22 protein-coding genes are annotated in these 22,228 nt (G+C 57.0%); 16 read left to right on the top strand and 6 right to left on the bottom strand.

Features of this window, described 5'->3' with window-relative positions; all coding sequences use genetic code 11:
- Positions 1-307: 307 nt before the first annotated feature.
- From FHS21_RS10155 to FHS21_RS10130, 6 genes are all read left to right on the top strand, one after another.
- Positions 308-583: a BrnT family toxin gene (locus FHS21_RS10155; RefSeq protein WP_112525172.1), complete on the top strand. Its 276-nt coding sequence runs from the start codon at positions 308-310 to the stop codon at positions 581-583.
- Positions 576-911 carry a BrnA antitoxin family protein gene (locus FHS21_RS10150; protein ID WP_112525170.1) on the top strand — a complete coding sequence of 112 codons (336 nt, stop codon included), beginning with the start codon at positions 576-578 and terminating at the stop codon, positions 909-911. Before FHS21_RS10155 ends, FHS21_RS10150 begins: the two co-directional genes overlap by 8 nt.
- 237 nt (positions 912-1,148) lie before the next feature.
- Entirely contained in the window at positions 1,149-2,729 is a 1,581-nt protein-coding gene (gene ffh, locus FHS21_RS10145; protein ID WP_183661822.1) for a signal recognition particle protein, read from the top strand.
- Between the two features lie 2 nt (positions 2,730-2,731).
- Positions 2,732-3,037 (top strand): chorismate mutase, encoded by a 306-nt coding sequence (locus FHS21_RS10140; RefSeq protein ID WP_112525166.1) that lies wholly within the window; start codon positions 2,732-2,734, stop codon positions 3,035-3,037.
- Positions 3,038-3,060: 23 nt separating this feature from the next.
- Entirely contained in the window at positions 3,061-3,522 is a 462-nt protein-coding gene (rpsP, locus tag FHS21_RS10135) for a 30S ribosomal protein S16 (protein WP_112525164.1), read from the top strand.
- A gap of 200 nt (positions 3,523-3,722) precedes the next feature.
- Complete coding sequence (locus tag FHS21_RS10130) at positions 3,723-5,300, top strand: alkaline phosphatase D family protein (protein ID WP_183661820.1); 1,578 nt, start codon at positions 3,723-3,725, stop codon at positions 5,298-5,300.
- Between the two features lie 54 nt (positions 5,301-5,354).
- Here the strand turns inward: FHS21_RS10130 and FHS21_RS10125 are convergent, their stop codons facing one another.
- On the bottom strand, positions 5,355-5,960 hold the full coding sequence (locus tag FHS21_RS10125) for a TetR/AcrR family transcriptional regulator (RefSeq protein ID WP_183661818.1): 606 nt from the start codon (positions 5,958-5,960) through the stop codon (positions 5,355-5,357).
- A gap of 100 nt (positions 5,961-6,060) precedes the next feature.
- Here FHS21_RS10125 and FHS21_RS10120 point away from each other — a divergent pair, with 100 nt between their 5' ends.
- Entirely contained in the window at positions 6,061-6,801 is a 741-nt protein-coding gene (locus FHS21_RS10120) for an SDR family oxidoreductase (RefSeq protein ID WP_183661881.1), read from the top strand.
- A gap of 24 nt (positions 6,802-6,825) precedes the next feature.
- Here the strand turns inward: FHS21_RS10120 and FHS21_RS10115 are convergent, their stop codons facing one another.
- Positions 6,826-7,215: a DUF983 domain-containing protein gene (locus tag FHS21_RS10115; protein WP_183661816.1), complete on the bottom strand. Its 390-nt coding sequence runs from the start codon at positions 7,213-7,215 to the stop codon at positions 6,826-6,828.
- Between the two features lie 197 nt (positions 7,216-7,412).
- On the opposite strand from FHS21_RS10115, the gene FHS21_RS10110 reads away from it, so the two are divergent.
- On the top strand, positions 7,413-8,789 hold the full coding sequence (locus FHS21_RS10110) for an aminotransferase-like domain-containing protein (protein ID WP_183661813.1): 1,377 nt from the start codon (positions 7,413-7,415) through the stop codon (positions 8,787-8,789).
- Between the two features lie 59 nt (positions 8,790-8,848).
- Here the strand turns inward: FHS21_RS10110 and FHS21_RS31170 are convergent, their stop codons facing one another.
- Together FHS21_RS31170 and FHS21_RS10100 are read right to left on the bottom strand one after the other, a co-directional pair.
- Positions 8,849-9,415 carry a methylated-DNA--[protein]-cysteine S-methyltransferase gene (locus FHS21_RS31170; RefSeq protein ID WP_112525152.1) on the bottom strand — a complete coding sequence of 189 codons (567 nt, stop codon included), beginning with the start codon at positions 9,413-9,415 and terminating at the stop codon, positions 8,849-8,851.
- A 59-nt stretch (positions 9,416-9,474) separates the two neighbouring features.
- Positions 9,475-10,242, bottom strand: a complete 768-nt coding sequence (locus tag FHS21_RS10100; RefSeq protein WP_112525150.1) for a DeoR/GlpR family DNA-binding transcription regulator — start codon at positions 10,240-10,242, stop codon at positions 9,475-9,477.
- Positions 10,243-10,564: 322 nt separating this feature from the next.
- Between FHS21_RS10100 and FHS21_RS10095 the strand changes: the two genes are divergently transcribed.
- From FHS21_RS10095 to ppa, 6 genes are all read left to right on the top strand, one after another.
- A complete protein-coding gene (locus FHS21_RS10095; RefSeq protein ID WP_112525148.1) occupies positions 10,565-11,467 on the top strand; it encodes a choline/ethanolamine kinase family protein in 903 nt (300 codons plus the stop codon).
- A 252-nt stretch (positions 11,468-11,719) separates the two neighbouring features.
- Positions 11,720-14,164 carry a GcvT family protein gene (locus FHS21_RS10090; protein ID WP_183661811.1) on the top strand — a complete coding sequence of 815 codons (2,445 nt, stop codon included), beginning with the start codon at positions 11,720-11,722 and terminating at the stop codon, positions 14,162-14,164.
- 403 nt (positions 14,165-14,567) lie between these two features.
- A complete protein-coding gene (mgtE, locus tag FHS21_RS10085; protein ID WP_183661809.1) occupies positions 14,568-15,953 on the top strand; it encodes a magnesium transporter in 1,386 nt (461 codons plus the stop codon).
- Between the two features lie 138 nt (positions 15,954-16,091).
- Positions 16,092-17,921, top strand: a complete 1,830-nt coding sequence (gene typA, locus FHS21_RS10080; RefSeq protein WP_112525232.1) for a translational GTPase TypA — start codon at positions 16,092-16,094, stop codon at positions 17,919-17,921.
- 120 nt (positions 17,922-18,041) lie between these two features.
- Positions 18,042-18,548: a GNAT family N-acetyltransferase gene (locus tag FHS21_RS10075; protein ID WP_112525140.1), complete on the top strand. Its 507-nt coding sequence runs from the start codon at positions 18,042-18,044 to the stop codon at positions 18,546-18,548.
- Between the two features lie 169 nt (positions 18,549-18,717).
- Positions 18,718-19,254 (top strand): inorganic diphosphatase, encoded by a 537-nt coding sequence (ppa, locus tag FHS21_RS10070; protein ID WP_112525138.1) that lies wholly within the window; start codon positions 18,718-18,720, stop codon positions 19,252-19,254.
- Positions 19,255-19,258: 4 nt separating this feature from the next.
- Here the strand turns inward: ppa and FHS21_RS10065 are convergent, their stop codons facing one another.
- Complete coding sequence (locus tag FHS21_RS10065) at positions 19,259-19,588, bottom strand: DUF167 family protein (RefSeq protein ID WP_112525136.1); 330 nt, start codon at positions 19,586-19,588, stop codon at positions 19,259-19,261.
- Positions 19,585-19,875: a YggT family protein gene (locus FHS21_RS10060; protein ID WP_112525134.1), complete on the bottom strand. Its 291-nt coding sequence runs from the start codon at positions 19,873-19,875 to the stop codon at positions 19,585-19,587. Before FHS21_RS10060 ends, FHS21_RS10065 begins: the two co-directional genes overlap by 4 nt.
- 258 nt (positions 19,876-20,133) lie before the next feature.
- On the opposite strand from FHS21_RS10060, the gene aqpZ reads away from it, so the two are divergent.
- Positions 20,134-20,856: an aquaporin Z gene (gene aqpZ / locus FHS21_RS10055; protein WP_112525230.1), complete on the top strand. Its 723-nt coding sequence runs from the start codon at positions 20,134-20,136 to the stop codon at positions 20,854-20,856.
- Positions 20,857-20,984: 128 nt separating this feature from the next.
- Positions 20,985-22,226 carry an MFS transporter gene (locus FHS21_RS10050; RefSeq protein WP_112525132.1) on the top strand — a complete coding sequence of 414 codons (1,242 nt, stop codon included), beginning with the start codon at positions 20,985-20,987 and terminating at the stop codon, positions 22,224-22,226.
- The last annotated feature ends 2 nt before the right edge of the window (positions 22,227-22,228 follow it).

Genomic DNA, 22,228 nt, shown 5'->3' with positions numbered 1-22,228 from the left:
TCTGCCATTTTTCTGTCGTGCTGTCATCTGCAAGAATCGGGCTATATGGGGTGAAACAGCACCCATTCTCGGCCTTTCACGCTTGCTACGAGCCTGACCAGGCGGCAAATCGTATGTGTGACCAGCCAATTTCACGACCGGCACCAATACAATCTAGGGTTGTTACTCACCAATTGCGCCACCACACTTGCCCTTGAACTAATTGATGAGACGTTTTGATAGGATTCCGCTGGAGGCCTTTCACAGTTTCAGCTACGCTCGCATATATTTTTTGTATATACAATAATTATTGACCAAAGCAGTTTTCATGAGTAGATTTGAGTGGGACCTGGAAAGCGCAAAAGCGAATTTGCGCAAGCATGGCGTCGATTTTGGCGCGGCTGAGAAGTTTGAATTCAACACTGCTCTAGAGCAACTGGACGACAGGCATAATTATGAAGAGGAAAGGATTGTGGCTATAGGGTTTATCGGGCCTTCACTCTTCACTCTTGTTTACACGGAACGGCGCGATAAAATCAGGGTCATCTCTTTGCGAAAATCAAAAACGATTGAGATCAGAAAATATGCGAAATACTATGAATGATCAGCAGCTCTTGGCTCATCGGGCACGGATCAGGGCGGCGCTCGACAGCATCACCCCCGCGGAAGATGCCGCAATTTCAAAAGCAGTATTAGACGACCCGGACACCGTCCTCGTTACCGAATTGACAAAGCGCCGCCCCGGTCGTCCGGTTGCCGATACGCCAAAAATCCCGGTCTCCATCCGCCTTAGCCCGGATGTCCTCGATCATTATCGCTCAAGCGGGCGTGGCTGGCAGGGTCGCATCGACGAGGCATTGCGCAAGCTCATGCTACTTGAAACCCAGGATGAACGGCCTGCCGCGGCGACAAGCCGGAAAAAGCGCGCCTGACCCCGCACGTCTTGACTCCGCGCGGCATTTCCTGTTTAAGCCGCCCATCAATCCGCGACGAGCTTTGAAACTCCGAGCAGCCAACCGGGGCCCCGCAAGGGTCTAGACGATCCCGGAGGTCAACACCCGACAGCGCGATGCGCCCTCGGGTGTCATTTTGCTTTGAGCTCTTTGCCCTGGCGCGGTTGGTACTTATCTTTTGGGGAGCGGGTCTCTGAAGGAATAAAGGAAAACTGGATGTTCGAGAGCTTACAGGAACGACTTGGTGCGATTTTGAACGGCCTCACAGGCCGTGGCGCGCTGTCGGATGCCGATGTCGCGGCGGCCTTGCGCGAAGTGCGCCGCGCCCTGATTGAAGCTGACGTCGCGCTCGATGTCGTCCGTTCGTTTACCGACAAGGTTCGTGCCAAGGCAGTTGGCGCTGATATCGTCAAGAGCATCAAGCCCGGCCAGATGGTCGTCAAGATCGTCCATGACGAGCTGATCGACATGCTCGGCGCCGAGGGTGTCACGATAGATCTGAACGCGCCGGCGCCGGTCGTCATCATGATGGTCGGCCTGCAGGGTTCCGGCAAAACGACCACCACCGGCAAGATTGGCAAGCGCCTCACCGAGCGGTCGAGGAAGAAGGTGCTTCTCGCCTCTCTCGATACACGCCGTCCGGCCGCGCAGGAACAGTTGCGCCAGCTCGGCGTTCAGACCGGCGTCGACACGCTGCCAATCATTGCTGGCCAGACACCCGTCGAGATCGCCGCACGCGCCGTTCAGGCGGCCAAGCTCGGTGGCCATGATGTTGTCATTCTCGACACAGCGGGCCGTACCCATATCGACGAGCCATTGATGATCGAAATGGCCGACATCAAGAAAAAGGCCAATCCGCATGAAATCCTGCTGGTTGCCGATGCGCTGACCGGCCAGGACGCCGTCAATCTTGCGCGGTCCTTCGATGAGCGCGTTGGCATCACCGGTCTCGTTCTTACCCGGATGGATGGCGACGGCCGCGGCGGCGCCGCCCTTTCCATGCGCGCTGTCACCGGCAAGCCGATCAAGTTGATCGCCACCGGCGAAAAGATGGATGCGCTGGAGGAGTTCTACCCCCGCCGTATCGCCGATCGCATTCTCGGCATGGGCGACATCGTTTCGCTGGTCGAAAAGGCCGCTGAAAACATCGACGCGGAAAAAGCCGCGGCGATGGCCAAGAAGATGCAGTCCGGCAAGTTCGATCTCAACGATCTCGCTGACCAGATCGGACAGATGCAGAAGATGGGCGGCATGGGCGGCATCATGGGCATGATGCCCGGCATGGGCAAGATGAAGGATCAGATGGCTGCGGCCGGTCTTGACGATTCGATCTTCAAGCGCCAGCTCGCGATTATCTCTTCGATGACCAAGGCCGAGCGTGGCAATCCCGATTTGCTCAAGCATTCGCGCAAGCAGCGTATCGCCAAGGGTTCCGGCACCAATGCCGCCGACATCAACAAGCTTCTCAAGATGCACCGCCAGATGGCGGACATGATGAAGGCGATGGGCGGCAAGGGTAAAGGCGGCATGATGAAACAGATGATGGGCGGCCTTGGCGCGAAAATGGGTCTCGGTGGGCTAGGCGGCATGGGGGGCATGCCTGACCTGTCCAAAATGGACCCGAAGCAACTTGAAGCCTTGCAGAAGCAGGCGGAAGCCGCTGGTTTCGGCAAGGGTGGCGGCTTGCCTGGTGGGCTTGGTGGTCTTCCGGGCGGTTTAGGTGGCCTGGGCGGCGGCATGCCGCGTCTGCCCGGCCTTGGTGGCGGTCTTCCAGGGCTGCCGAAAAAGAAAGGGTGAATATGTCGTCCTCCTCGCTCCCCAAGGAACTACTTCAATTGCGCGCTTCCATCGACAACATCGATGCAGCGTTGATCCACATGCTCGCCGAACGTTTCCGCTGCACCAAGGCAGTGGGCGTTTTGAAGGCGAAGAATGGCCTCGCACCCGCTGACCCGGGCCGTGAAAAACTACAGGTCGAACGTCTGCGCTCACTCGCGCTGGATTCAGATCTGGACCCCGATTTTGCCGAGAAGTTCCTGAACTTCATCGTCAAGGAAGTGATCAGGCATCACGAAACAACAGCCGCCAAGGAAAACGGCGCCTAACCCAACTACCAAGGAGAATACCAATGTCACTGAAAATCCGTCTGGCCCGTGCAGGGTCGAAGAAGCGCCCTTATTACCACGTCGTCATTGCTGACGTGCGTTCGCCGCGCGATGGCCGTTTCATCGAAAACGTCGGTTCGTGGAATCCGATGCTTCCCAAGGATGGCGAGCGCGTCAAGCTCGATGCCGACCGCATCAATTACTGGATCGGTCACGGCGCACAGCCAACGGACCGCGTTCTTCGCTTCCTCGATCAGGCCGGTATCGCCAAGCGCGACACCCGCAGCAATCCTGAAAAGGCATTGCCGGGCAAGAAGGCACAGGAACGCGTTGCCATGGCCAAGCAGGCTGAAGAAGATGCAAAGGCCAAGGTCATTGCTGATGCGGAAGCTGCTGCCGCCGCCGCTGAGGCTGAAAAGGCTGCCGCCGCTGAAGCAGCTGCTGCCCCTGCCGAAGAAGCTGCGGCCGAAGAAACTGCAAGCTGATCATCAGCTTCTGCTGTTGACGACGAAACGGGTGGCTTTTGCCGCCCGTTTTTGTTTTTGAGCAAACTTCACAGAACTGCAAAAAAACTGAAACGTTCTCCGCGCAAAGAAGACGCAGCCAGCCACTTTGAATTGGCGCATAATCCTCCCGGACCCTTTGCGGTTTGGGGTCATGCGTCAGCCAGCCCGGAGAGACCACTATGAGCAGATCGGCTTCGTTCACGCGCCGCAACTTCCTCGCTTCATCGGGAGCCGTTGCACTGACCGCAGCGGCAGGTCTTGCCCTCCCATCCTATTCACGCGCGAATGCGCGACCCGTTTTCACGCATGGCGTTCAGTCGGGTGACGTCGACGCGACGACGGGCATGATCTGGACGCGAACCGACAGGCCAGCGCGGGTCAATATCGAAGTTTCCACCACGGAGAGCTTTGCCAACGCCTATTCGTTACCGCCGCTCAATGCCTTCCCGGACAGCGACCTTGCAGTAAAGCAGTTGCTCACCGATCTCGTCTCGGATCAGGATATTTTTTACCGCCTGACTGCAGTTGATCTCAGCGACCTCAATGCTGTTTCAGAACCGATTGTCGGCCATTTCAAAACCGCCCCGACGGCAAAGCGCAATATCCGTTTTGCCTGGTCGGGCGATACGGTGGGTCAAGGCTGGGGTATCGACGAGACCGGCATGAAGACCTACGCGACTATCGCCAGCCACACCCCCGATTTCTTCCTGCACTCGGGCGATACGATCTATGCTGACGGTCCTCTGGTGGAAGAAACGACGTTGAAGGACGGGAGCAAGTGGAAAAACCGCATCATCACCGATGAAAAGCGCAAGGTGGCAGAGACGCTGGACGAATATCGCGGCCAGTGGAAATACAACATGCTCGACGATCACGTCCGCGCCCTGAATGCAATCTGCCCGACTTTCCTCCAGTGGGACGACCACGAAGTGCTCAACAACTGGTCTTCCTCCAAGGACCTCACCGCCGACGATCGCTACACAGAAAAGTCCATCGCGCTCCTGTCGGCCCGGGCCGCGCGGGCCTTTCACGAAATGACCCCGATCCGCTACACGCCTGCTGAACCTGGACGCGTTTATCGCAAGATCGCCTATGGCCCGCTGCTTGATGTCTTCTTCCTCGACTTGCGTTCCTATCGCGGTCCGAATGGTCCGGATATGGAAGATACGATCACGCCGGAATCGTCCATTCTTGGCGCGAACCAGGTGCGCTGGCTGAAGCGCGAACTGTTGAATTCCCGCGCGACCTGGAAGGTCATTGCTGCGGACATGCCGCTCGGTCTGGTGGTGTGGGACAATGCGACCGCAAAGAAGGGCGCGGAAGCTGTTGCCAATGGCGACAACGGCCCAGCGAAGGGCCGGGAGCTCGAGATTGCCGATCTGCTGCGCTTCATCAAATCCGCCGGTATCCGGAATACCGTCTGGTTCACAGCAGATGTGCATTACACGGCAGCGCACTATTACAATCCGGACAAGGCGCAGTTCCAGGATTTCGAGCCGTTTTGGGAATTCGTTTCGGGCCCCATTCATGCCGGCACCTTCGGCCCCAATGATCTCGATCAGACCTTCGGGCCGGAACTCAAGTTCATCAAGGCGCCAACGCCCGAGCAAGGTCAGAACCTGCCACCCTCGGCCGGCCTGCAATTCTTCGGTCTCGTCGATATCGATGCGGCAAGCGAACAGATGACCGTAAGGCTGATGGATCGCGACGATGCCGAACTTTACAAGGTAACGCTCGATCCTGTTCGTTCGATCTGATGCGGTGATCGGCGAGTGTGCATGTAAATTTCAGCCTGATGAGGCAGATGCCCATCAGGGTGAAGTCAACCCGCCCCAGGCCGCCATGGCAGCATCGGCGGTCTTCTTCAATTGCTCGAGTGTGGCGCCATCGCGCGCTGTGATCGACATGCCGTGTTGTACAGTCGCGTAGAATTCCGCCACCTGCTGGATATCGACAGTCTCTGAAAGTTCTCCTTCTCGCACGGCGCGCGCCAGCCGTTGGCGTAACTGTGTCACGTTGTCGAGGCGGCGCTCCTTCAGCAGCGATGACGGCGTACCGGGACCCTCATCGCCATGCAGCGCGCCCATCACCACCATGCAACCATGCGGCTGGCCTGGATCAGTATGGGAGATGGCCGTCTGCATGAGAAAATCCGCGACGCCCTCCTTTGCAGTCGTTGCTGTCGGCAATGAATGTTTGATGCGCTGGCCAATCTTGTTCGTATAGAGTTCAACCGCCTCCCTGAACAACTCCGCCTTGCTGCCAAATGCGGCGTAGAGGCTGGGCGCATTGATGTGCATCGCTTGCGTCAGATCCGCCATGGACGCAGTGTCATAGCCTTTCTGCCAAAAGACCCGCATGGCGCGTTCAAGCGCTGCATCGCGGTCGAATGCACGGGGACGACCCTTCGGAGACATCACGAATTCCTTTCTGTATCGATTAATACATAAATCACTTGACGCCGGTTCGCAAGCGTGACATTGCGTTATGTATCGATCACTACAAAAAGGAAATATGATGTCACGTCTTGAAAATAGAGTTGCCTTCATCACCGGCGGAAGCCGCGGCATGGGCGCAGCGATTGCACTGAAATTGGCCGAGGATGGCGCTGATATCGCCATTACCTATACGAGTGCCGCTTTGAAGGCTGGGGACACCGTCAAGGCAATCGAGAAGCTGGGCCGTCGCGCCATCGCGTTTCAGGCCGACAATCTCGATGCAGCTGCCATCGAAGCGGCAGTCAGCGAGACCCACGCCAGGTTTGGCAGGCTGGATATTCTCGTCAACAACGCCGGCGTCTACTCGATGGATACTGTCGATACATTGGCGCTCGAGGAGTTCGACCGCGTCATGTCCATCCACGTCCGCGCGAGTTTCGTCGCCGCGAAGGCAGCAGCGGCGCTGATGGGCGCGGGCGGGCGTATCATCAACATCGGCAGCAATCTCGCCGAGATCGTGCCGTTCCCCGGCCTCATCGCCTATTCAACCAGCAAGGCCGCCCTGATAGGGCTGACCAAGGCGCTGGCACGTGATCTAGGCCCGAGCGAAATCACAGCCAACATCGTCCACCCCGGCTCGACCGATACGGACATGAATCCCGCCAATGGCGATCATGCTGATGGCCAGCGCGCCCGTATGGCGATTCCGAAGTTCGGAGAGGCGAGCGATATCGCCGGTCTGGTAGCGTTCCTTGCGGGCGACGAAGGCCGCTTTATCACAGGCGCATCGCTCACCATCGATGGCGGCGCCAACGCCTGATCGAGATTGCGCAGGGGCAATCCCTCAGATATCGCCCTTGCGCACAAGCTTGCCTTCTTCGGCCTTGTGGAAATATTGCGAGCAGACCAGCCAGCCCTTCAGAGGCCGCAGAAGCAGCAGACTACCCACAAGCGTCAACGGCAGCGTCGTGATGAGATGCACCCAGATCGGCACTTCATACGTCGTCTGCAGCCACAGTGCGAATACCAGAGCTGGGACAGCAACGATCGTCATGGCGAAGAAAGCCGGCCCGTCCGCCGGATCGGCAAAGGAATAGTCCAGCTCGCAAACCTCGCAGGATGGCGCCAGTTTAAGAAAGCCATTGAACAGGTGCCCCTGCTGGCATCGCGGACAGCGTCCCAGAATCCCGGTTTTCATCGGGTTTTCAGTAGGATGATAGTGAACATGTGCCATGATCTTGCCTTTCGACCCGATTGCAACTGTATGGCCTTTGAAACCAACATCCATACAACCGGAAATTTTACGCCAAATACATACTCCTTGTAGGGAAACAATAAAAGAGAATTCGTCCTACCAGCGACAATTCGGCTTGCTATCGCTCGATTACGCCTGTAATTGTATGGATCAATGCCCATACAATGAGTCGCCCCATGACCCTCTGGAAGCCCCGCATCGCTGCCACGTCGAGATACAAGCATCAAGGTATCGTCGATGCCTTGAATGCCGATATCGCCGCTCGCCTGCTGACCTCAGGCGATGCGCTGCCGCCGCAACGGGAGATCGCGCGCCAGCTTGGCGTCGATCTTACCACAGTTACGCGTGCGCTGAACGAGGCGCGTCGTCTCGATCTGATCGAGGCCAGAACCGGTTTGGGTACATTCGTGAAGCAACAAGCTGTAGTGAGAGCGGCCCCCCCGGCAGCCGAACTCGACCTCAGCATGAATATCCCGCCGCAACCGGCCGAGGCCCGTTTGCCGGAGCGGATCGCCGAAGGTATCAGCGCGTTGCTGGCCGGACCCTCCAGCCGGTTTCTTTCCTATCAGGAGATTACCGGGACCGAAGCCGCGCGGCATGCCGCCGCGCAATGGCTGACGTTGCGTTTTGGCCATGCGCTTTCACCCGACAGCGTCCTCGTTGCTGGCGGTGCGCAAAGTGCGCTCTTCGCCATTTGCAGTCTCGTGGCCGCCAATGGTGCCATTTGCGCCGGCGCCCACACCTATCCGGGTCTCAAATCCATCGCCGCGACTCTCGGGATCGCACTTTATCCGCTTGCCATGGATCAGTTCGGCATATTGCCTCAGGCGTTCGAACAATGCTGCCGGGACCATGCACCCAAGGCGCTTTACATCGTTCCATCCATCGACAATCCGACCACGGCCACCATGCCGCTGAAACGCCGGCAGGAGATCGCCGAAATCGCCCGCCGATACAGAGTCGCAATTATCGAAGACGATCCCTATGCGGAACTTCTGGACGAGCCGCTGCCGGCTCTTGCGTCCTTGGCGCCGGAGATTACCTGGCACATCGCAACTCTGTCGAAATGCGCAACGCCGGCCCTGCGTGTCGCCTTTGTGGCCTGTCCCTCAGCGCTGGATGTGTTGAAGCTCACATCTTCCCTGCGCGCCAGCAATCCCGGTGCGTCGCCGCTATTGGCGGCCCTGACGACAAGCTGGATCGAAAACGGCACGCTGCGGCAGATCGCATCCGCCATACGGGAAGAAAGCCGCGCGCGGCAATCACTTGCTGCAGTCATTCTCAAGGATTGGAAATACGCCGCCGAGCCGGCAGGCCATCATCTTTGGCTGACCCTTCCCAAGCACTGGAATGCCCCCGGATTCGCCGCACTTGCCCGCCGTTCCGGACTTGGCATCGTGGCGGCACCCGCCTTCAGCGTTGGAACCTCGTCCGACGAGGCGGTTCGCGTCTCACTTGGCGCCGCGCCGGATCGTCCGCGTCTCGAACAGGGATTGCTGCTGCTGGACAGGCTTTTGCATGAACCGCAGTTCAGCACAGGGTTGATTGTTTAGAGCAATTCCAGGAAAAGTGTGAAGCGGTTTTCCGTCCGGAATTGTGCAAAAACGAAGAGCTAGAGAAAGCTTCCCTGCGCGGTGACCGGATGGAACACCGGCCGCCCGGCCATGCCGGCGAATATCCGGTGTTCAAGGTCGAGCAGGAAGCGCTTGCGCCGCTGCCCGCCGCCATAACCGGTCAGCGAGCCATCCGCGCCAATGACGCGGTGGCACGGTACGACGATTGCAACCCTGTTTTGCCCATTGGCTGCACCCACGGCACGGCTCGAACCCGGCTTGCCGAGATCCCGGGCTATGCCGCCATATGTGCGTGTTTCCCCATAAGGGATAGCATGGAGGGTCGACCATATCTGCCGCTGAAATGCCATCCCCGGCAGCACGAGCGGTGTTTCGAACCCGGTGAGCTTGCCGGCAAAATAATCAGCGAGCTCGGCCTCGATCTGCTCAAGCACGGCATTGTGGCCAGGTTCTATGGAATAGCCATAGCGTTTTTCGAGCTCCTCGACCTCCACCGGCAAGGCTGGCCGATCGTGAAACTCCAGCAATGACAACCCGTCGTCGCCCGCCATCGCAATCATGGGTCCAAGAGGCGTCTGAATGGACTTTCGTACCAAGGTCTTCATCACATCAATCTCCGGTTCGCGCGTGATTCTAGCATCTCAGCGTGCGACGCCCACCCGATTCATGCGTTCCTGCCGGCAATATTCACAACCGTACCCGCCGCATGCAGCGCCTGCATGATGTCGGCCGGCGGTTCGTGGTCGGTCACCAGTTCACCGAACCCGCCAAAACCACAGACCTGAACCAGGCCACGCTTGCCGAATTTCGCCGCGTCTGTGATGGCGATCGAACGTGTACCGCGCGACAATACCGTACGGGCAAATTCCGCCTCTTCCAGGTCGTAGTCGGTAAGGCCGCCAATCGCATCCATCGCACCAACGGAAATAACAGAATGGGCGACACTGAAGCGATTGACATATTCGATGGCCGAGACGCCGAAGGCCGCTCCGCTATCCCGGCGCAACTCACCGCCCGCCATGAAAACCCTGTTGCCATTCACGGTTGCCAACGTTCGGGCAATATCGGATGAATTGGTTATAACCGTCAGGTTCCGGTGCTGCAGCAACTCGCGGGCGAGAAAACTCGTGGTCGTACCAGTGTCCAGCATGATGGATTCGCCGTCCTGGATCGTCCGCGCCACCCATTGCGCAATCATGCGCTTGGCTGGAGCGTTTTCGCGCATGCGTATCTCGAAAGGCGCCTCACCCAGATGCTGCGGCAGCCCAATGGCACCATGGATTTTGACGATTATACCCTCATCGGTCATGGGCTTTACGTCGCGCCGGATCGTTTCCAGGGATACGCCAAGTTTTTGCGCCAGATCGGCGATTGAAATGGTTCCCTCGTCCTGCAGCAGCCGTTTTATTTCGCCGTGTCGTTTGGAATTCATGCCCGAAACCCTAGCCAAGAGTAAATTATCCGCAAGATTACCACACGATTCCCACAAATTTGTCATCAAAGCCACAAATCACCACAAAAACGTGTTGACATAGGTGAAATAAAGGTGGAAAGTCACATTATTAGATAAATACGTGGTTCGACAGGCTCATCATGAGGGGTAGTATCCCTGCAAATAATCAAAAAGCAGTTATGGGGGTGCGAAACAGAAGTCTTTGCCACAGACGGATTCCTGTTCTTGGAGAGCCCACAACCCTCCTTCAGCAGACCAACTCCGTCATGGTGAGTCTGTCGAACCACGTATTTGTCAGCCGATGACAGCAACTTCTGCAATCTCTTCCGCAGTCAAAGAACGCATTGCCGCTCTGCCACTCTGGCAGGGCGATATTCATATTGCTCTTTTGAAGGGCGGCATTAGCAACGAGAGCTATGTCGTCGAGGATGACAGTCGCAAATATGTCGTTCGCTTCGGCAGGGACTATCCATTTCACCATGTGTTTCGCGACCGCGAGGCGATGACCGCCGAGGCGGCCCATCGCGCCGGTTTTGCTCCCGAACTGTTCCACGCGGGCGACGGCGTCATGGTCACCGCGTTCCTCGGAGCGCACACCTACTCCGCAAGCGATGTTCGCGCCAATATTTCACGCGTCGCGCATATGATCCGGCAATTCCACACGACGATGCCCGAACATATTCTCGGGCCCGGTTTCATGTTCTGGGTGTTCCATGTCATCCGCGATTATGCCCGCACGCTGAAGGCGGGCAACAGCCGCATGGTACCGCACCTTGCCACCTATCTTGCCATCGCGGTGGAAATGGAAGCCGCGCAACGGCCGTTGCCAATCATCTTCAGCCACAACGATCTCTTGCCCGCCAATATACTCGATGATGGCAACCGCCTCTGGCTGATCGATTTCGAATATGCGGGATTTTCGACTTCGATGTTCGATCTTGCGGGCCTTGCCTCCAATGCGGGATTAAGCGAAGACGAATCCGAAGCCCTGCTTGCCGCCTATTTTCAAGGTGCCCCTGACCGCGAACTCAAGCGCGCCCATGCCGCCATGCAATGTGCCTCACTGCTACGCGAAGCCATGTGGAGCATGGTTTCCGAGCTCTACCTCGACGCACCGGGCGTTGACTACGTCGCTTATACTACCGAGAATTTATCGAAGCTTGATCAGGCGCTCGATCAATATAGGTCAAGCTATGGAAAATAGGGCAAGTTTATCCGCTCGTGCAGAAGGCACCGCCTCCTACCCTCCCCCTTGTGGGGAGGGTAGGAGCAAAGCGACGGGGAGGGGTTCTTTCTTGACTAACAAAACCTTATTCGCGGCACGCACAGGCTCGGATCAAAAAGCCCCTCCCTGCTGCTGCGCAGCCTCCCTCCCCACAAGGGGGAGGGTAGGAGGCGGTGCCTTCTGCCAACAAGTGTCAGGAAAAACTGCCTTTCATAGAGAGACGATATTATTATGACCCTCCCCTCCCATGCCCAGATCGTCGTCATTGGCGGCGGGATCATCGGCTGCTCGACGGCCTATCATCTGGCCAAGGATCACAAGGCCGACGTGGTATTGCTGGAGATGGGGCAATTGACCTCCGGCTCGACATGGCACGCGGCGGGGCTGGTCGGGCAATTGCGTTCCTCCGCGTCGATTACCCGCATCCTCAAATATTCCGTCGATCTCTACAAACGTCTCGATGAGGAAACCGGCCTTGCGACGGGCTGGAAAATGACCGGCTGTCTGCGCCTTGCCACCAATCAGGACCGCTGGACCGAGTTCCGCCGCCTCGCAACCACTGCGGGAAGTTTCGGCATGGAAATGCAGCTCCTCTCCCCGCAGGAGGTCAAGGCCATGTTCCCGCTGATGCGTGTCGATGATCTCGTTGGCGCGAGCTGGTTGCCAACCGACGGGCAGGCCAGCCCTTCTGACATCACCCAATCACTGGCGCGCGGCGCCCGCATGCATGGCGCAAAACTGATCGAGAACGTACGCGTCACCGGCTTCGAGATGAATGGCGACCGGATCGTCAAGGTCAAGACCGATCAGGGCGACATTGCCTGCGAAAAAGTCGTCAATTGCGCCGGCCAATGGGCGCGGCAGGTGGGTGAGATGGCGGGCATCAATGTGCCGCTGCAGCCGGTGAAGCATCAATACATCATCACCGAAAAGATCGACGGGCTTTCATCCAATGCGCCGACGATCCGCGATCCGGACCGCCGCACTTACTTTAAGGAAGAAGTCGGCGGGCTGGTCATGGGCGGCTACGAGCCCAATCCACAGAGTTGGATGACTGGCGATGTGCCGAATGACTGGCAATTCCGCCTGTTCGATGATGATTTTGATCATTTCGAGCAGCATATGCTCGCTGCGATCGAACGTGTCCCCGCGCTGGAAACCGTTGGCGTCAAGCAGATGATCAATGGCCCGGAGAGCTTTACGCCCGACGGCAATTTCATCCTCGGCGTCGCGCCGGAATGTTCCAACATGTTCGTTGGAGCCGGCTTCAACGCGTTTGGCATCGCCTCCGGCGGCGGCGCGGGCTGGGTATTGGCACAATGGGCCATCGATGGAGAAGCACCGCTCGACCTCTGGACCGTCGATATCAGGCGCTTCTCCAATCTCCACCGCAATCGGGATTGGGTGCGTGACAGGACCCTCGAGGCCTATGGCAAGCACTACACGGTCGGCTTTCCGCACGAGGAATATCTGTCCGGGCGCCCCGCCATCGTCTCGCCGCTCTATGAGCGCTTGAAGCAACATCGCGCCATGTTCGGCTCCAAGCTTGGATGGGAGCGGCCGAACTGGTTTGCACCCGAAGGGATGCCCGCGGAAGACGTCTATTCCATGGGCCGCCAGAACTGGTTCAATGCGGTTGGGGAAGAACACCGGCACGTGCGCGACAAGGTCGGCATCTTCGATCAATCTTCCTTCGCCAAGTTCGAACTGACCGGCAGGGACGCCGCAACGGCGCTCGACGCCATCTGCGCCAATGATGTGTCAAAACCATCAGGCCGCCTGACCTATACGCAGCTCCTGAATACGCGCGGAGGCATTGAGTGCGACCTGACCGTTGCGCGGCTGTCCGACGACCGCTTCTACATTGTCACCGGCACCGGCTTTCGCACCCATGACTTCGCCTGGATCCGGGATCACATCGGCAAAGACCTCGATGTGAAACTCACCGACGTAACCGAGGACTTCGGTACCCTTTCGCTGATGGGGCCGAAGGCACGCGACGTGCTAGCCGAGGTCACCAACGCCGACGTCAGCAACAACACCTTCCCTTTTGGCCATGTTCGCGAGATCGAGATCGCAGGGACAACCGTTCGCGCCCTGCGTATCACCTATGTCGGCGAACTCGGCTGGGAGTTGCATGTACCGATTGCCGCAACCGGCGAGGCCTTTGATGCCCTGATGCTAGCCGGCAAAGAATTTGGCATCAGGCCGGTCGGCTATCGGGCACTCGAATCCCTGCGTCTGGAGAAGGGCTACCGCGCCTGGGGTTCCGACATCACCCCGAATGACTCACCTTTCGAGGCTGGGCTCGGCTGGGCGGTGAAACTGCGCAAAGACACCCAATTCGTCGGACGGCAGGCGAGCGAGGCCATCCATGCCGCTTCGCTCAAAAAGCGCCTCGTAACGTTCACAGTCGTGGACAAGGATGTCGTGCTGCTCGGCCGTGAAACCATCCTGCGCAATGGCGAGCCGGTCGGCTATCTCACCAGCGGCGGCTATGGCTACACGGTCGATAGTCCGATCGGTCTGGGCTATGTGCGCAACGCCGATGATCTCAGCGATGCTTTCCTCACCGAGGGCAAATACGAGCTCATCGTCGCCAATGAACGTTACGCTGCTGAAGTCCATCTGGAGCCACTGTATGACCCGGAAAATGCGCGGGTGAAGGAGCTGTAACCGGAATGATGCCCTTCATCGTGAGACTTTGAACCCACGATCGCGATACCGCTGCGCTTTTGGCGCAAGATGAGTCGAATCTTGCATAAGAGTTAGCAAAACCCACACAACAATCGCCGATTCCGGCGCATGTTTATCAATCGGAGCGCGAAATTTAGTTGCACGAAGTTGTGTTTTTTGCAGCAAATCAAAAGACTTGACTTTGGCCTTCGACAGGACCAAATGCAGATCGTGCGGACCTGTGTCCACAAGTCTGTATATCTTCAACCGGAGTTAAATCTCTCATGCCCAGCGACGACAGTAGTAGTCGATTGTTTGCGCCGTCAACGGCGATCGTGGCCTGATCTGAGATCAGCTCGCCTCGATCCCCTGTGACGGCGGATCGACAGAAAGGCGAGCTAAAATGAACGATCTTCGCTTTCCCACAGGTGCGGACAATGCCGAGCTGGCACCCGTGCTGACCCTCGCAGAACAGCTTGCAACCATGCATGCTGCGGATGCGATCGAGCTTCTTAATGAGCTCGAACTATCTGAATCTATTGAGATTCTTGCCGACATGCCGCACGAGCACGCCGTCCTGATCCTGGATCAGCCGGAGTTGCATGACGCGGCCGGTATCATAAAGGGATTGCCGGCCGAGACCGCACGGCAACTCCTTGACGCAATGTCCATCGACCGTGTCACCGACATCTTTCATGAGTTCGATACGGAGAGCCGGGCCCGACTTGTTGTCGGCCTCGGGCCCGAAACGACGGCCGCATTGCGCAAGCTCCTGCGCTATCCGCCGCATACGGCGGGCAGCCTGATGACGACCGAATTCGTCAGCGTTCCGTCTAACTGGACCGCCGCGCAAACGCTGCAGCATATTCGCGAAGTGGAGCGGTCCAGGGAGACCATTTATGCCATCTATGTTACTGATCCCGCAGCAAAAAATCTGTTGCGGGTCGTAACCCTGCGCCGCCTGATCACCAGCGAACCGGACGCTTCGATCATGAGTGTTGGTCGCGACGTCGCCCCCGTGACCGTTGCCCCGCTAACCGATCAGGAAGACGTGGCACGGCTCTTTCGCAAGCATGATCTCCTTGCGGTCCCGGTGGTAAATGACGGCGACCAGATCATCGGTATTGTCACCGTCGATGACGTGATCGACGCCATGACCCAGGAGATGACCGAGGATACGCTGAAGTTCGGCGGCATGGAGGCTTTGAACAAGCCCTACATGCAAATCGGTTTCGTTCAGATGCTGCGCAAACGCGCCGGTTGGCTCGGCGTGCTGTTCTTGAGCGAAATGCTGACCGCCAGCGCCATGCAGCATTTTGAAGGGGAATTGGAGAAAGCAGTCGTTTTGACCCTTTTTATCCCGCTTATCATGAGTTCCGGCGGCAATTCCGGCTCTCAAGCCACGTCTTTGCTGATCCGCGCCCTGGCGTTGCAGGAATTGCGGTTGAAGGATTGGTGGCGGGTTGCGTTGCGCGAAATTCCGACGGGCCTCGTGCTCGGCTCGTTCCTCGGGCTGATCGGGGTGGTTCGGATTGCGACGTGGCAAATGTTGGGTCTCTATGATTATGGTCCGCACTGGCCGCTTGTCGCTGCAACCGTCGGCACGGCGTTGATCGGAATTGTGACATTCGGCTCGCTGGCCGGATCCATGCTGCCGTTCGCCATGCAAAAGCTCGGCTTCGATCCCGCGAGCGCCTCGGCGCCGTTCGTGGCAACGCTCGTCGATGTTACCGGATTGGTGATTTACTTCAGTATCGCCTTGATAATCCTGTCGGGAACATTGCTTTAAAACTTTTGGCCTGCATGGCAGCCATGCAGGCCAAAACGCTTTGCCCCCTTTCGCATTTGCGAAAAAACATGTATGGAGCGCGCAAATGTAAAGCGGCGCAGCTCAGATGGCGTCCACAATCCTCCAAAAGAGAACCTTATGAAACTGCGCAACATCGCGATCATCGCACACGTTGACCATGGCAAAACCACGCTCGTTGACGAACTTTTGAAACAGTCGGGCAATTTCCGCGACAATCAGCGGGTCGGCGAAAGGATGATGGATTCCAATGACATAGAGCGCGAGCGCGGGATCACCATCCTTGCCAAAGCGACCTCAGTCATCTGGAAAGATACACGTATCAATATTGTCGATACCCCAGGCCACGCTGATTTCGGCGGCGAAGTCGAACGTATTCTGTCGATGGTGGACGGCGCTATCGTTCTCGTCGATGCTGCCGAAGGCCCCATGCCGCAGACGAAGTTCGTCGTTGGTAAAGCTTTGAAAGTTGGCCTTCGTCCAATCGTAGCGATCAACAAGATCGATCGTCCCGACGCCCGCCACGAAGAAGTCGTGAACGAAGTTTTCGACCTCTTCGCCGCTCTTGACGCTACGGACGAACAGCTTGATTTTCCAATTCTTTACGGCTCCGGCCGTAACGGCTGGATGGCGACGAGCCCGGAAGGTCCGAAGGATCAGGGCCTGGCAGCGCTGTTTGACATGGTTCTTGATCACGTCCCAGCGCCCACCGTCGGTGAAGGTCCATTCAAGATGATCGGCACCATCCTTGAAGCCGATCCATTCCTTGGCCGCATCATCACCGGCCGCATTCATTCTGGTACCGTCAAGTCGAACCAGCAGGTCAAAGTCTTGCATGGCGATGGCACCCAGCTTGAGACGGGCCGTATCTCGAAGATCCTGGCGTTCCGCGGTCTTGAGCGACAGCCGATCGAAGAAGCACACGCCGGTGACATCGTCGCTATCGCAGGCCTGCAGAAAGGCACCGTCGCCGACACATTCTGCGCGCTCGAAGTGACCGAAGCCCTGCATGCACAGCCGATCGACCCTCCGACTGTTACCATGTCCTTCATTGTCAACGACAGTCCGCTGGCTGGCACTGAGGGCGACAAGGTTACAAGTCGCGTCATTCGCGACCGCCTGATGAAGGAAGCTGAAGGCAATGTTGCGCTGAAGGTCGAGGAATCCGACGACAAGGATTCGTTCTTCGTTTCGGGTCGCGGCGAATTACAACTCGCGGTTCTCATTGAAAACATGCGCCGTGAGGGTTTTGAACTTAGCATATCGCGCCCTCGCGTCGTTTTGAAAAGAGACGACTCCGGCACTTTGCTCGAGCCCATCGAAGAAGTGCTGATTGACGTCGACGAGGAATATTCCGGCACCGTTGTCCAGAAGATGTCCGAACGTAAGGCTGAAATGGTCGAGCTTCGTCCATCCGGTGGTAATCGCGTTCGCATGGTATTCTATGCGCCGACACGCGGACTTATCGGCTACCAGTCGGAGCTTTTGACCGATACGCGCGGCACCGCGATCATGAATCGCCTTTTCCGTGCCTACGAGCCTTTCAAGGGTGAAATCGCCGGCCGTACCAATGGCGTTTTGATCTCCAACGATCAGGGAGAGTCCGTAGCTTTCGCCATGTGGAACCTTGAAGATCGCGGCGCAATGATTATCGAGGCTGGCATAAAGGTCTATGCCGGCATGATCATCGGCATCCATTCGCGCGACAACGATCTTGAAGTGAACATCCTCAAAGGTAAAAAGCTGACCAACATTCGTGCTGCAGGCAAGGATGAAGCTGTCAAGTTGACCCCGCCGATCCGGATGACACTGGAACGTGCTCTTGCCTGGATTCAGGACGACGAGCTGATGGAAGTAACTCCGAAATCAATTCGTCTGCGCAAGCTTTACCTCGATCCAAACGAACGCAAACGTTTCGAAAAGAGCAGCAAGACTGCAGGCGCTGCCTAACCATCGATGTTCTGCGTGAGACAAAAGCGGCGATCTTCGCCGCTTTTGTTTTCATGCATGCCCAAAACGCTTTTTTGGATGTTGCGAACTCGCGCGTTGCGGGTCTATGGTTAAAGGACCATGAACACCCATGTGATCGAGATAAGACGGGCGCATATGGCCGATGCAGTGGCGATTTCAGCCATTCATCTGGCTGCCTGGAAAGGCGCATATGCAGGTATCATACCCCACCGCGCGCTCAACAACATGTTGGAGCGACGCGGCGCCAATTGGTGGGCAAAGGCAATCCAGCGCTCGACACAGATCCTTGTAGCCGATGTTGGCGGCATCGTTGCCGGTTACGCGACGCTTGGGCCAAACCGCGCCCGCCAGTTACAGCAAAGGGGTGAAATTTACGAACTCTACGTCAGGCCGGAATATCAGGGCTTCGGTCTGGGTACTCGCCTCCTGGGCGCCGCTCGCCGCAGTCTCGCCGATCAAGGCCTGAAGGGTATGGTGATCTGGGCGCTCGAGGACAATGATCTCGCGATTTCATTCTACCAGAGCGCCGGCGGCCGCGATGTCGCCGAGGGTGTCGAGTGTTTCGATGGCAAGACCCTCAAGAAGGTTGCTTTTGTCTGGAATTGATCCTGGTCTAGACCAGGATATTCCTTCGCGGCTCAAATGCAGAGTTGTGTTTTGCCATTCGCGCTCAATAAGCCTATCAATCGTTTTCCTTACGTAAGGGCGACGGCATTGTTGCGCCGCGGTATAAAAATCAGTACAGGATTTCCATACTCATAAGGACTCTGAAAATATGCGCATCGATGCCATTGCCGTCGGCAACAATCCCCCTGAAGATGTAAACGTTATCATCGAGGTCCCGGTCGGCGGTCAACCGATCAAATACGAGCTTGATAAGGATTCGGGCGCGTTGTTCGTCGATCGCTTCCTGCACACGCCCATGACCTATCCGGGCAATTACGGTTTCGTGCCGCATACGTTGTCGGATGATGGCGACCCCATCGATGTATTGATCTGCAATACGCGCGCATTGATGCCTACAAGTGTGATCAATGTCCGTCCGATCGGTGTCCTCGTCATGGAAGACAATAAGGGACAGGACGAAAAGATCATTGCCGTTCCCTCGCCTCACCTGACGCTACGGTACGAGAAGGTGCACAACTACACCGATCTTCCCGACATCACGCTCAAACAGATCCAGCATTTCTTCGAGCACTACAAGGATCTGGAACCCGGCAAATGGGTGAAGATAGGAGATTGGGGCGATGAAGATGCCGCCCGCCAGCTCATCACCGAAGCAATCGAACGCCATAACGCCAAGAAGGCCTGATCGATCAATATTTGGGCGGTTCGAGAACGGCAAGCTTCAAAGCCAGTTCGTCAGGATCGCCCGAAATTCTTACCTGCTTCAGCCGCGACGTTGCTCCTGCAGCAATCGTTACATCTCGCGCTGCAAGACCCAACTGCTTTGCCAGCAAGTTTACCAGCGCTGCATTGGCCTTTCCGTCTTCAGGAACCGCGCGCACCCGTGCTTTCAGGTGGAAGCGCCCGTCATCAGTCTCTTCCACACCTTCAATCGCGTCCCTTGCCGATTTCGGCGTCAGCCGCACAAAGAGAGTGACGCCGTTACGCTCCGTACGGAAATGCGATGGCTTTCTGGTCAAACCAGAATCGGTGCGATCGTGGTCCAGAGAAACTGGCGAATGAAGAATATGATCAACAAAAGTACGATCGGGGAAATATCGATGCCGCCGAGGTCAGGAAGAAAGCGGCGAATGGGTCGCAGCGCAGGCTCGGTGACGCGATAGAGAAAATCTCCTATCGAGGCGACGAACCGGTTACTCGAATTGATTACGTTGAAGGCATAGAGCCATGAGAAGATCGCACTGGCAATGAGAATCCACGTGTAAATGTCGAGAGCCAGATCGATGGTGCGGATAAGGGCGAGCATACAGGTCTCCTAAGATTTCCACGACATGTAGCGATTGGCTGGCCCGCGAGCAAGAGGTTGCGATGGAGCAGACACAGGACAGCCCCTCTCCAAATATTATTGTGACAGTATTCATGGCCCGACTATTCAAGGCGTCGCATGCACCTAAGGTATTACGATGGCTTGATCTTGACCGATATTGTTGAATTTAAAAAACCGGAATAAATTTGCGTCGTGATTCGGGCTATCCCGGCCCGCTTTTCATCCAAGGGGGTTTCCATGCTCAATAAACTGTCGGCCGAGTTCTTCGGCACATTCTGGCTTGTCCTCGGCGGTTGCGGCAGTGCCGTTATTGCCGCTGCATTTCCCGATGTCGGTATTGGTTTGCTTGGTGTTGCCTTTGCGTTTGGTCTTACGGTTCTAACCATGGCCTATGCGGTCGGCGGAATTTCCGGCGGCCATTTCAATCCCGCTGTTTCGCTCGGTCTCGCCGTTGCGGGACGTTTCGACTTCAAGGATCTCATTCCCTACTGGATCGCGCAAGTTGTTGGTGCGATTGTTGCAGCTGCCGTCCTTTATCTGATTGCATCCGGCAAGGCCGACTTCACCGCCGGCGGCTTCGCTTCCAACGGTTATGGTGATCTTTCGCCCGGCAAGTATGGCTTGGTCGCCGCACTTGTCACAGAAATCGTGTTCACTGCCTTCTTCATCATGATCATTCTTGGTGCAACCTCGGCTTCCGTTCCGGCTGGGTTTGCACCAATCCCCATTGGTCTCGGCCTGACGCTGATCCATCTAGTTTCGATTCCGGTGACAAATACCTCCGTCAATCCGGCTCGTTCCACCGGCGTCGCCCTTTTCGCAGAAACCGCCGCGCTTGGCCAACTCTGGCTGTTCTGGGTCGCCCCGCTCATTGGCGCGGTACTCGGCGCAATCATCTGGAAATCCTTGCTCAGCAAAGATTCAGACGCTTCTGTTACTGCAGCTGTAAACGCGGCTTAAACCAAAATGGGCCGGTTCGGGCCGGCCCATTTGCTTTCCCTCTCTCATAATATTTCTGATTTTCCTTATCCCCATTCACCCTAAACTGGTCTAGAAGAAAGCTCCCGATTCCGGAGCCTTTCAACGAAATGACCATCTCCGAAACGAATGCTGCGCATGATCGTTATGCCGCGTTTCGCCATTCGTCCTTTACCCGCTATTGGCTGGCACGCTTCTTTGGCTCATTTGCCATCCAGATCATCAGCGTATCCGTCGGCTGGCAGATCTATGATCTGACACGCGACCCCTTTTATCTGGGCATCGTTGGGCTTGTGCAATTCGCGCCATCGCTGCTGCTCGTGCTCATTACCGGCGCAGCTTCCGACCGGTTCGGGCGACGATTGATTATGGGGCTTTCGTTGTGCGTCGAGGTAATCTGCGCGGCTCTGCTGCTGCTGTTGACGATAACCCACCTGTTTACGCCGGCATTGGTGTTCATCATCCTCGCGGGATTTGGTGTTGGCAGAGCCTTCCTCGGACCTGCTTCCTCATCGCTGGTCGTTAATCTTGTGCCGGCGGAGACGTTTTCCAACGCTGTGTCCTGGAACTCCTCGGCATGGCAAATTGCAACGATCGTCGGACCGGTCGCCGGGGGTCTGCTCTATGGTCTTTCTCCTGTCGCGGCCTACGGCGTCGCCTCCGCGATGCTTGTCATCGCGACCCTGAGCACTTTCTCCATCGCAAAACCCGCCCAGCATACCCTGCACGAAACAAGATCGCTTCAAACTTTACTGGCCGGCTTCCACTACATCTGGAAAGAGAAGGTGGTTCTTGGCGCGATTTCGCTTGATCTGTTTGCTGTGCTGCTCGGCGGAGCCGTGGCGCTTCTGCCGGTTTATGCGCGCGACATCTTGCAGCTCGGCCCGTGGGGCCTTGGCATGCTGAGGGCTGCACCGGGTATCGGTGCCATTGTGACGGCGGTCTGGTTGACCGGGCATCCCATTCGCGATCATGCTGGAATGATCATGTTCGCATTCGTCGCGCTCTTCGGATTGCTTACGGTCATGTTTGGCATTTCCGACATTGCATGGTTGTCGATCGTAGTGCTTGCCTTGATGGGTGCGGCTGACATGATCAGCGTCTATATCCGCGAGACGCTGTTGCAATTGTGGACGCCGGATCATGTGCGAGGCAGGGTCAATGCCGTCAACATGGTTTTTGTCGGCGCATCCAATGAACTGGGCGAATTCCGAGCTGGCGTCATGGCTTCGCTGATTGGTACGGTGCCCGCCGTTGTCTTTGGTGGCCTTGGAACAGTGGCCGTTGCCGGCCTTTGGGCCTATTGGTTCCCGCAATTGCGCAAAGCGCGGAATTTGCAGGGCAGGACCTAATT

The sequence above is a fragment of the Phyllobacterium trifolii genome (genome assembly GCF_014192095.1).
Lineage (GTDB): Bacteria > Pseudomonadota > Alphaproteobacteria > Rhizobiales > Rhizobiaceae > Phyllobacterium > Phyllobacterium trifolii.
The sequence above is the reverse complement of the archived record's forward strand: the minus strand, read 5'-3'. Positions and strand labels throughout refer to the sequence as shown.